A 12,115-nucleotide genomic window follows, 5' to 3' on the forward strand; every position below is an offset into this window, starting at 1 on the left:
GAGCCAACGTCGTTTAAGAGAAATCCACTCATTTAAGTGACTCCTATCCCATGTGAGTAGTAGAGGTTGCGCAGAGTGTGGCAGATGTGGTTTGATAGAAGAACCAAAGACCGCCGGTCTGATTTTTGACACGCTTAAGGCTCGTCAAAATGATAAGAGTTCTCTAAGAACCGCCAGCGTAGGTGAACGAATATTATCTATAGTTCTCATATGCTCATAGAATATGAGTATGTCAAAACTTTAGGTATACCTCGTCGCTTACGCGTCGAGGTTATTTTTTTGCCTCAAGGCATCTTAGACGCTTTACCGGTGACCAAGAATCGGAAGGAATACCATGGCGACACAGGAAAAGGTTTCTGCTGTTTCCGAGCTGAAGGCACGCTTCGAACGCTCAAACGCAGTCATCCTCACTGAGTACCGCGGTCTCACCGTTGCACAGCTCAAGCAGCTTCGTCGTGCACTCGGTGCTGAGACTGAATATGCTGTGGTGAAGAATACCCTTGCTGCTATTGCAGCTAAGGAAGCTGGAATCGACGCATTCGAAGGCCAGCTTGCAGGTCCTAGCGCAATTGCTTTCATCGACGGTGAAATCATTGACGCTGCAAAGGCACTGCGTGACTTCGCCAAAGAAAACCCCCAGCTTGTGGTCAAGAGCGGCTACTACGAAGGTGAAGCTCTCGACGCTGCTGGTGTTGACAAATTCGCAAGCCTTGAATCTCGCGAGGTTCTCCTTGCAAAGGTTGCAGGTGGCGCAAAGGGTGCTCTCGCAAAGATTGCACGCACTGTAGACGCACTACGCATCAAGCTAGAAGAGCAAGAAGGAGCAGAAGCATAATCTTCAACGATTATGTTTTAGCATCCGTTCAACTAGTTCGCTCATCTAGCGATGAGCAACCCCACAGATTTCATATGTAGACAAAAGCTCTACACCTGATCATAAGAAGGAGCCAAAATCATGGCTAAGCTTTCCATTGAAGAACTCATTGAAGCTTTCAAGGAACTCTCCCTCGTAGAGGTTTCCGAATTCGTTAAGGCATTCGAGGAAGAATTCGACGTTACCGCAGCAGCTCCTGTTGCAGTAGCTGGTGTAGCTGGCGGCGAAGCTGCAGCTGACGAAAAAGACGAATTCGACGTAGTTCTCGAATCCGCTGGCGACAAGAAGATCGCAGTTATTAAGGAAGTTCGTGCCCTTACCTCCCTCGGTTTGAAGGAAGCTAAGGACCTCGTTGATTCCGCTCCTAAGGCTGTTCTCGAAGGCGCTTCCAAGGAAGACGCTGAAAAGGCTAAGGAACAGCTCGAAGGCGCAGGCGCAACCGTTACCCTTAAGTAATCGGTTCTTGACAAGAGTCTTTGTAATACTGGGCAGTATCGCTTTGGCGGTACTGCCCAGTGGCGTTTTAAGATACCTGTCACAACACGAACTAAAGACGGCTATTCTACGAGCAACTCATCCCTTTTGGTATATAGAATGTCGGTAAAGATACATGAGGGGAAAACCGGATATGTCAGAAAAAAACCGCCATTTTACTGTCCGCGAAGCAACAGAAGCTGACTATGCAGGCGCTATCGAAGCACTGACAAACGCTTTTGAACATGACCCCGTCATGAGTCACGCCATGGGTGGAACTCATCAAGGAGCCAAAATACGTGAGCTCTTTGAATTCCAGATTCGTAACACCTACGCTTCTAAAGGCAAAATAGACATCGCCGTCGATGAAAATGACACAATCCTTGGGGCAGCACTCTGGCTCAGCCCTGAAGGGCAAAAAGGTAACCTGCTGGCAGACCTGCGTGCCCTACCTCAATATGCGAAACTCTTAGGGCGTTCACTCTTTAGTGCCGTCATCACCGAAATCAAACTTTTACGTGCTCGACCAGCTTTTGACCACTGGTATCTTTACACTATCGGTGTTCACGAATCTGCTCGTTCTTGCGGGGCAGGTAGTGCACTGCTTGACTATCGGCTAGCGCGCACTGGCAGGTGCGGGTCTTATCTTGAAGCTTCAACCTACCGTAGCGCTTCTCTCTACCGTCGTCATGGCTTCACCGAACTCGGCGCTTTTAAAGGTGGTAAACCGGCTGTTGGCATGTGGCACCCAGCGCCGGTGAGCCTCATCGACGAACATCTTCCCACTTCATCAACTAAATAGTCATTCTTGACAGATGAGAAGAAGCGTTCCCCTCGCCATGACATAAGGTGCCTAATACAAGAACACGGCCAGAAAAACATATATTTTTTGGATGTGATGTGGCAGACTTTTAACAAATATATATGCTGTTATGCGCAGCGGGAGAGACCACCAAAATACCCAATACGGTGGCGCCGAAGGAGCAAATCCTCCCCAGGAAACTCTCAGGCACAAAGTACCGCTGAGCCAGGCAACTCTGAAGAGGAGAAAACACGATTCTCCACCGAAGGGGCAAATCTATGCTGATGAACCCAACCGTCATCAGTGCAGACTAAAACTCTCAGGTCAGAAACAGAGCGGGGAGGTCTTAGCGCACTCTCACCTTTGAGGTGCTATCAGACCAGGAGAATATCCCATGCTATTTATTGACCGTCACCTAGGGCCACGAGCTGAAGACCTCCGCGCCATGCTGAGCACCATCGGCTACGACTCACTCTCAGCACTTATTGCAGACGTCGTACCAGCAAATATTCGGATGGAGCAAGAACTCAACCTCCCCGAACCCCTCAGCGAAGAACAAGCCCACAAAAAACTTCGAGAATACGCATCTCACAACATTCTCAAAACTCAGATGATTGGTGCCGGTTATTACGATAGCGTCACCCCTGCCGTACTACGTCGAAATATCCTCGAAAACCCCGGCTGGTACACCAGCTACACCCCCTACCAACCTGAAATCTCTCAAGGCCGTTTAGAAGCACTACTTAACTTCCAAAATACGGTCATGGAACTGACGGGACTAGACATTGCCAACGCCTCACTCTTGGACGAAGCAACTGCTACAGCAGAAGCCGTCGTGATGATGCACCGCGCAAACCGCAAAGTTAAAAACGGTTTCTTCGCCATCGACTCCCGATGCCTACCTCAAACTCTTTCCGTCGTTCGTGGACGTGTCGAAGCTCTCGATATTCCCATGGTCGTAACTGACTTCTCCGACGGGCTTCCAGAAGGCGACCTTTACGGTATCGTTCTCGCATACCCCAGCCATGATGGACACACCCGAGACATTAAAGAACTCATCGACCAAGCCCACCAACGACAAGCGCTCGTCACCGTAACAGCAGATCTACTAGCTCTAACACTCTTACGTTCACCCGGTGAACTTGGTGCAGATATCTGCGTCGGTAACAGCCAACGCTTTGGCTTACCATTCTTCTTTGGTGGACCCCATGCAGCTTTCATGGCAACCCGTAAAGGCATGGAACGAACTTTACCGGGGCGTCTGGTCGGAGTATCACAAGATACCGCCGGAAAACCCGCCTATCGTCTTGCGCTACAAACTCGTGAACAGCACATCCGCCGTGAAAAAGCCACCAGTAACATTTGTACTGCACAGGCTCTACTCGCCATTGTCGCTGGAGCTTACGCTCTCTATCACGGGCCAGAGGGACTCCGCGAGATTGCTCGTCGTCTGCACCGCAACGCTTCACGTGTTGCCCAGAGCCTGAGCGCAACTGGACTCAAACTCGTGCATCAAGACTTCTTCGATACTGTCGCCTTCGACGCACCATCACGTGCTGACGAACTTGTTGCTGCTGCACTTGAAGCCGGCATCAACATTCGTAAAATCAACAGTGACCGTATCAGCATCTCCATCGGTGAATCTCATGATGAAGACACTCTACGGAGCCTTGTGGAAGCACTCGGCGGAACTCTCGTAGAAGAGAGCGCAGAAGAACAATACCCCATGCCTGCTGAATTGCTACGCGATGACGATTACATGCAGCATCCGGTGTTCCATAGTTACCGTTCAGAAACTGCCATGATGCGTTATCTTCGTAAGCTTTCTGACAAAGATCTTGCTCTGGACCGCACCATGATTCCTCTGGGCTCTTGCACCATGAAACTTAACTCTGCTGCTGAGATGGAGCCTATCTCTTGGCCAGAATTTGCTGGTATTCACCCACTTGTACCAGCTGAACAAGCTCAAGGCTGGTTAGAGCTCATCGAGGAGCTCTCTGCATGGCTCGTCGAAATTACCGGATACGATGCTCTGTCCATGCAACCAAACTCTGGTGCATCTGGAGAATACGCAGGGCTACGCGCCATTCGTTCTTACCACCAAGCGCGTGGAGAAGAACAACGCAACGTCGTCCTGATCCCGTTATCTGCCCATGGCACTAACGCTGCTTCTGCTGCTCTGGCTGGACTTTCTGTTGCTGGTGTAGCTACGGCAGAAGATGGCTCTATCGATGTGGCGGACCTCCGCGCCAAAATTGAAAAATACGGTGACACTATCGCCGCAATGATGATTACCTACCCGTCAACTCATGGTGTATTTGAAGAACAAGTTGTTGAAGTCTGCCAGCTTGTTCACGAAGCCGGCGGACAAGTGTACGTGGACGGTGCAAACCTTAACGCGCAGATGGGCCTATCCCAACCCGGACGATTCGGGGGAGACGTATCACATCTGAACCTTCACAAAACTTTCGCTATTCCTCACGGAGGAGGAGGTCCCGGTGTCGGCCCTATCGGTGTGAGAGAACACCTCGCACCCTACTTGCCCACAAACGCCTACCACAACGATAAAGAGTCTTCGCCCCTACCGATTTCTCAAGCGATGTACGGTTCTGCGGGGGTACTTCCCATCTCGTGGATGTATATTGCCATGAGTGGTGCTCAAGGGCTTCGTTCCAGCTCTGAAACTGCCATCGTTAACGCAAACTATATTGCTAAAAAACTGGGGGATAAGTATCCGGTACTGTACACCGGAGACCATGGTTTGGTCGCACATGAATGCATTCTTGACGTGCGTGAGCTAACCGCGGCTAGTGGCGTCACTGCCGAAGATATCTGTAAACGCCTGATGGATTACGGATTCCATGCACCAACTTTGGCGTTCCCCGTACCTGGTACATTGATGGTTGAACCAACGGAATCTGAAGACCTTCAAGAACTTGATCGTTTTATCGACGCCATGAGCTGTATCTACGATGAGATTCAGCATGTCATCAGCGGAAAAGTGAGTGTCGAAGAATCACTTTTGCGCAATGCTCCACATACGGTTGATGTCGTTACTGCAGATACCTGGGATCGGGCGTACTCTCGTTCTGAAGCTGCTTATCCGGTGTCTTCTTTGCGCCATCAAAAATACTTCCCCTCGGTTGGGCGTATTGATGGTGCCGGTGGCGACCGTAATCTTATCTGCCAGTGCCCACCTATGGAAGCTTTTGAGATGGAATCATCTGCTTCTGAAACACACTAACTGAGTTAATCGGCTCAAAATATGTCTGAGGTGGGGTAAATAATGATGTTTGCCCCACCTCCGAACCCCATCTGTTAAGAAAGTATGTGTAAGACATGAGTAAGAAAACCCCACTGCACGAAGAACACCTCGCATTAGGCGCCACCTTCACCGATTTTGGTGGTTGGGATATGCCCGTAAAATACACCAATGACGTTCAGGAGCACCATGCTGTACGTCAACGTGCTGGTCTCTTTGACCTCTCTCATATGGGTGAGTTTCGTGTGAGCGGTCCGGATGCTGCCGCATTTTTAGACTATGCCCTCGTCTCGAATATGAGTATTCTCAAAGTTGGTAAAGCCAAATATTCGATTCTGGTCAACGAAGATGGCGGGGTAATTGACGACCTGATTACCTATCGTCTAGCTGAGGACGAATTTCTTGTAGTACCTAACGCTTCTAACGTAGAGATTGATTATCAGACGTTGCAAGAGCGTACGGCAGAGTTTGACGTAAAACTAGTCAACGAATCTGAAGATACTGCTTTAATTGCTGTTCAAGGCCCACGAGCTGAAGATATTATTTTGGCCATGGAGCCGAGTGCCCCTCAAACGGTACGTGATCTGAAATATTATGCTGCAACACCGCTGAATCTTTCTGGCCTCTCAGTACTCTTAGCTCGTACCGGATACACCGGAGAAGACGGCTTTGAAATCTACATACCGGCACATCAAGCCGGTGATCTATGGTCGGCTGCTATGAACGCTGGCAAGGACTTTGACATGATTCCTGCTGGTTTGGCAGCACGCGACTCTTTGCGCTTAGAAGCTGGTATGCCTTTGTATGGTCATGAGCTGGGTCTAGATATCACTCCGTACGAGTCTGGTCTAGGGCGTCTAGTTGATATTGCGCTAGAGAAAAAGAGCAGTGACTTTGTAGGGCGTCAGTCGTTGAGTGTGCTATCTCAAACCGTGCCTCAGCGTTCTCTCGTTGGGCTTAAAGCACAGCAAAAGCGCCCTGCCCGTGCCGATTCTCAACTGATGGATGGCGAGAAGAACATCGGATATGTTACCTCAGGTATTCCTTCACCTACGTTGGGATACCCGATTGCGATGGCTCTAGTGGAGAGCTCGTATGCCGCGGAAGGAAACACTATTGATGTTGATATTCGTGGTAAACGAGCACCATTTGATGTGGTTGCTGTTCCGTTTTATCGCCGATAATATGTGGGTTCACCTTCATAAGCGGATAAAAGTTTCTTGGTAGAGACTCTTATCTTGTAGAACTGTAGAGGCTTGATTTGCGTATTCCCACTCCATCCTGTGTGATGGAACGTTCATCAAGCTTTTACAGTTTCCTCTTATTATCCCCCGTAAGAGGTTGATGTTTTAGCGCAGTTAAACGCTAAAAATGCATAGAAAAAGGAAAGCACACAGGATGAACATTAGTGATGAACAGATACAAGCTGAATCATTAAACTACGATATCTCTGTCTTTGAATTATTTTCGATTGGTATCGGGCCTTCCTCTTCCCACACGGTAGGTCCGATGAGAGCAGCAAACCGTTTTATTGCAGAGCTCATTGATACGAGAAAACTTCAGAACGTGTCACGCATACACGTGGATCTTTATGGTTCGTTAGCAGCAACTGGAGCCGGACACGGTACGATGAGCGCCATCATTAAAGGTTGTGCAGGTTTTGTTCCGGAGACCATTAACATTGCCCAAGCTGAACGAGTGATGGCAGATAACCAACGTGATGGTATTTTGCCGTTAGCAGGTTTTCCCTCTAGTTCTTATCAAGATGGTGCACCTGATGCCGGTGAGGCATTATGTGTTGGTCCGGTTGTGAACTATCGTGAATCTGATATGACGCTGCGTCCGTTGACTGTTTTAGCGAGGCATACAAACGGCGTCAAAATTGCAGCTTATGATACTTCCGGTCTTCTCCTTGAACGCACCTATTTTTCTATTGGTGGAGGATTCATTGTCGAGGAGAACGAAACTTTAGATGATTCTTCAGGACTTAACGAAGCACCCTATCCTTTTGGTTCAGGTGAAGAACTTGTGTCTTTGGCAAATAAGGCAGGGCTATCTATTGCTCAGTTGAAGATGCGTAATGAGCTTTCAGCTCGTTCTGAACAGGAGATTCGTCAGGGGATTCTCGCTATCCATCGGGTGATGAAAGAGTGTATTGGTTCTTCATTATCTCGTATGGGGTATTTGCCGGGGGAGCTTAAAGTACGTTGTCGTGCAGCAGCGTGGCACCGTGATTTGTTAGCAGAAGACCCTCAAAAGAGCCCTGAGTTTGCTATTGATTGGGTGAATTTGATGGCCTTGGCGGTGAACGAAGAGAACGCATTTGGTGGCAGGGTAGTGACTGCTCCGACGAATGGCGCTTCGGGTATTATTCCGGCTGTTTTGCACTATGCGTTGAACTATCTTCCGGGGGTTCGTACATGCGGTGTCGCTAAACGTGAACAGCTTATTGTTGACTTCTTCTTATGTGCTTCTGCTATTGGTGCTTTGTATAAAAAACGGGCTTCTATCTCTGGGGCTGAGGTGGGGTGCCAGGGAGAGGTTGGTACGGCTTCTTCTATGGCTGCTGCGGGGTTAGCTCAGGTGATGGGCGGTAGTAATGAACAGATTGAGAACGCTGCAGAGATTGCCATGGAACATAATCTTGGTCTGACATGTGACCCTGTAGGTGGGTTGGTGCAGATACCGTGTATTGAGCGTAATGCGATGGCGGCGGCGAAGGCTATTAATGCTGCACGTATGGCGCTTCGTGGAGACGGCGAACATCGGGTGTCTTTGGATCAAGTTATTGAAACAATGCGTCAGACTGGTGAAGATATGAGTCACCGGTATAAAGAGACGTCGATGGGTGGTTTAGCTGTTAACGTTGTAGAGTGTTAGGTACACCATAAAAAAGAAAAGTTGCATATTTTCCGTGATGGTTGTATGGACTTTAGTTTTTTCTTGCTGTATTGTGAATACTTACGCTATCCATAACCTTTCTGCCTTCATATAGCGGTGGGCATGGGTGAAACAGAGCAAAAACAAGTATTTCGTTCCCAAAAGTTCCCAACACCCGAAGCCTTATGCACGTCGTGCGTTGCGGTTCTTTTCCACGGTTTTACTATGTTTTCTGGGACAGCGAATATGAAACAGACAGGTCTGTGGAAGGATCCAACTTGGTCGCCTCGAGCACCTCTAATAACGAAGCCGCTAACGGCACAGTGAACCGTTTAGGTACACCAAGCCGAATTTCATTCGCAAAGATTTCTGAGCCCCTGCAGGTTCCTGACTTGCTTGCTCTGCAAACTAACAGCTTTGATGCCCTCATCGGTAACGAACGCTGGGCGCAACGCGTAGCAGAAGCAGCAGAAACGGGCGATACCTCAGTACAACCCGTCTCTGGGCTTGCTGAAATCTTTGACGAAATTTCTCCGATTGAAGATTTCCAAGGAACGATGTCTCTATCGTTCTCCGAACCTGAATTTGCTGAACCAAAGTACAGCATGGAACAGTGCAAGGATCGCGACGCGACCTACTCTGCTCCGTTGTACGTTAAAGCAGAATTCATGAACAACAACACCGGCGAGATTAAACAGCAGACCGTGTTCATGGGTGATTTCCCGCTCATGACCGATTCTGGTACGTTCGTCATCAACGGTACTGAGCGTGTCGTTGTATCTCAGCTGGTTCGCTCTCCTGGCGCATACTTTGAGAAGTCCGTAGACCGTACTTCCGATAAAGATATCTACACAGCAAAAATCATCCCTTCCCGTGGTGCATGGTTTGAGCTTGAAATCGATAAGCGTGACCAGGTCGGCGTACGTCTTGACCGTAAGCGCAAGCAGTCTGTTACTGTGCTCCTCAAAGCTCTTGGCTGGAGCGAAGCAAAAATTCTTGAAGAATTTGGTGAATTTGACGCTATTCGCGCAACCCTAGAAAAAGACACCGTACAGACTCGTGACGAAGCTCTACTCGATATTTACCGTAAACTTCGCCCAGGTGAACCTCCAACGGTTGATGCTGCCCAGAACCTTCTGGACAACATGTACTTCACACCAAAACGCTACGACCTTGCAAAGGTTGGCCGTTACAAGGTAAACCGCAAACTCGGTGTTGAAACTCCTCTTACTGACCCATCAGCTATGGTGCTCAGCCAAGATGACATTGCAGCGATGATTCGCTATCTCGTCACCTTGCACGCTGGCGGTAAGACCATTTCTGGTGTACGTGACGGAAAGCCCGTAGAAATCCGTGTTGATACTGACGACATCGACCACTTTGGTAACCGTCGTATCCGCGCTGTTGGCGAATTGATTGAAAACCAGATTCGTACCGGTCTTTCCCGTATGGAACGAGTTGTTCGCGAACGCATGACAACTCAGGACGTTGAGGCGATTACTCCTCAGACCCTGATTAACATCCGTCCCGTGGTAGCTTCCATTAAAGAGTTCTTCGGAACCTCTCAGCTGTCACAGTTCATGGACCAGAACAACCCTCTAGCAGGTTTGACACACAAGCGTCGTCTTTCTGCGCTAGGCCCTGGCGGTCTTTCACGTGACCGTGCAGGTATGGAAGTTCGAGACGTCCACCCCTCACACTACGGACGTATGTGCCCCATCGAAACCCCTGAAGGCCCCAACATTGGTCTAATCGGTTCTTTGGCAACATACGGACGTATTAACCCCTTCGGTTTCATCGAAACTCCTTACCGCCGCGTTATCAAGGGTCAGGTTACCAATGAGGTTGAATACCTCACTGCAGATGATGAAAAAGGCACCACCATCGCTCAGGCAAATGCGCCTTTGACCGAAGACTTGCGCTTCGCTGAACCTACCGTTCTATGCCGTGCTGGCGATGGTTCTGGTGAAGCTGTGCTCGTAGATGCAACAGACGTTGAATACATGGACGTTTCACCACGTCAGATGGTTTCTGTTGCAACCGCTTTGATTCCTTATCTCGAACACGACGACGCAAACCGTGCGTTGATGGGTGCAAACATGCAGCGTCAGGCTGTTCCGTTGCTCGTCTCCGAAGCGCCTGTCGTTGGTACCGGCATGGAACGCTACGCAGCAATCGACTCTGGAGATTCTGTCCTAGCACGTAAAGCCGGTGTCGTATCTGAGGTTTCTGCAGACCTTGTCATTGTTCGCAACGACGACGGTACAACATCCTCATACCCCATCTCTAAGTTCAAGCGTTCAAACCCCGGTAACTGCTATAACCACCGTGTTATTGTTCGTGCCGGAGACCGTGTTGAAGCTCAGGGACTTATCGCTGACGGTCCTTCTACCGATAACGGCGAATTGGCGTTGGGTAAGAACCTCCTCGTGGCATACATGTCTTGGGAAGGCTTCAACTTTGAGGACGGTATCATCCTGTCCCAGCGTATGATCTCTGATGACGTGCTGACCTCAATTCACATTGAAGAACACGAAATTGACGCACGTGACACCAAGCTCGGTGCAGAAGAAATTACTCGCGACATCCCCAACGTCTCTGAGGAAGTTCTTTCCGCACTTGACGAGCGCGGTATTATTCACATCGGTGCTGAGGTTGAATCTGGCGATATTCTCGTTGGTAAAGTGACCCCTAAGGGCGAAACTGAACTAACCCCCGAAGAGCGACTTCTCCGTGCAATCTTCGGTGAGAAATCTCGTGAAGTTCGTGACACCTCTTTGAAGGTTCCTCACGGTGAATCAGGTACCGTTATCGCTGTTCGTACCTTTGACCGAGACAGCAGCACTGATGACGACGACGCACTACCTTCAGGTGTTAATCAGCTGGTACGTGTTTACGTCGCTCAAAAGCGCAAGATTACTGTGGGTGATAAGCTCGCAGGTCGTCACGGTAACAAGGGTGTTATTACAAAGATTCTTCCCGTTGAAGATATGCCCTTCATGGAAGACGGTACCCCTATCGACGTTATCTTGAACCCCTTGGGTGTTCCTGGTCGTATGAACATCGGTCAGGTTCTTGAGGTTCACACCGGTTGGTTGGCGAAACAAGGTTGGAAGATTGAAGGCAACCCATCATGGTTGAAGAACCTTCCAAACTTCCCGAAGGAAAGTGGCCCCACTAAGGTCTCCACCCCCGTGTTCGACGGTGCAGACGAAGTTGAGCTCTTTGACTTGTTGGATCACTCCAACCCGAACCGTGACGGTGAACGTCTGATCAACCGTAGTGGTAAAGCAAACCTCTATGACGGTCGTTCTGGTGAACGCTTCCCCGAACCCGTTTCGGTGGGCTACCAGTACATCTTGAAACTTCACCACTTGGTGGACGATAAGATTCACGCACGTTCAACTGGTCCGTACTCCATGATTACTCAGCAGCCGCTCGGTGGTAAAGCACAGTTCGGTGGTCAGCGTTTTGGTGAGATGGAAGTGTGGGCGCTTGAAGCATACGGCGCCGCATACACCCTTCAGGAAATCTTGACCATTAAGTCTGACGACGTTCACGGTCGTGTGAAGGTCTATGAGGCAATCGTCAAGGGCGAGAACATTCCAGAACCTGGTGTTCCTGAATCCTTCAAGGTGCTCATTAAAGAAATGCAGTCCCTCTGCCTGAACGTTGAAGTCCTTTCAACTGACGGTAAGACCATTGAAATGCGCGATGCTGAAGACGAAGGCTTCCGTGCAGCAGATGATTTAGGTATCGACCTATCTCACGCAGAGCCTAACTCTGTGGAAGAGGTCTAGCCCCTTCACGAGGTAGATATACC

7 protein-coding genes and 2 riboswitches are annotated in these 12,115 nt (G+C 49.4%); all 7 genes read left to right on the top strand.

Translation table 11 applies throughout. The features are described 5' to 3' along the window. The first annotated feature begins 334 nt into the window (after positions 1-334). Complete coding sequence (gene rplJ, locus ACN08W_RS04810) at positions 335-835, top strand: 50S ribosomal protein L10 (protein WP_419100894.1); 501 nt, start codon at positions 335-337, stop codon at positions 833-835. A gap of 120 nt (positions 836-955) precedes the next feature. Continuing rightward, a complete protein-coding gene (gene rplL / locus ACN08W_RS04815; protein WP_419100893.1) occupies positions 956-1,330 on the top strand; it encodes a 50S ribosomal protein L7/L12 in 375 nt (124 codons plus the stop codon). Positions 1,331-1,502: 172 nt separating this feature from the next. Continuing rightward, complete coding sequence (locus tag ACN08W_RS04820) at positions 1,503-2,150, top strand: N-acetyltransferase family protein (protein WP_419108931.1); 648 nt, start codon at positions 1,503-1,505, stop codon at positions 2,148-2,150. A gap of 128 nt (positions 2,151-2,278) precedes the next feature. Continuing rightward, positions 2,279-2,380, top strand: a riboswitch (glycine riboswitch). Beyond that, a riboswitch (glycine riboswitch) is annotated at positions 2,381-2,494 on the top strand. Between the two features lie 50 nt (positions 2,495-2,544). Beyond that, positions 2,545-5,394 (top strand): aminomethyl-transferring glycine dehydrogenase, encoded by a 2,850-nt coding sequence (gene gcvP, locus ACN08W_RS04825; protein WP_419108932.1) that lies wholly within the window; start codon positions 2,545-2,547, stop codon positions 5,392-5,394. 95 nt (positions 5,395-5,489) lie between these two features. Next, positions 5,490-6,596, top strand: coding sequence for a glycine cleavage system aminomethyltransferase GcvT (gene gcvT, locus ACN08W_RS04830; protein WP_419108933.1), 1,107 nt, complete (start codon positions 5,490-5,492; stop codon positions 6,594-6,596). Positions 6,597-6,810: 214 nt separating this feature from the next. After that, positions 6,811-8,292, top strand: a complete 1,482-nt coding sequence (locus ACN08W_RS04835) for an L-serine ammonia-lyase (protein ID WP_419102939.1) — start codon at positions 6,811-6,813, stop codon at positions 8,290-8,292. Positions 8,293-8,570: 278 nt separating this feature from the next. Further along, on the top strand, positions 8,571-12,092 hold the full coding sequence (rpoB, locus tag ACN08W_RS04840) for a DNA-directed RNA polymerase subunit beta (RefSeq protein ID WP_419108985.1): 3,522 nt from the start codon (positions 8,571-8,573) through the stop codon (positions 12,090-12,092). Positions 12,093-12,115 lie beyond the last annotated feature (23 nt).

The sequence above is a fragment of the Rothia sp. CCM 9419 genome, assembly GCF_048512815.1.
Taxonomy (GTDB): Bacteria; Actinomycetota; Actinomycetes; order Actinomycetales; family Micrococcaceae; genus Rothia.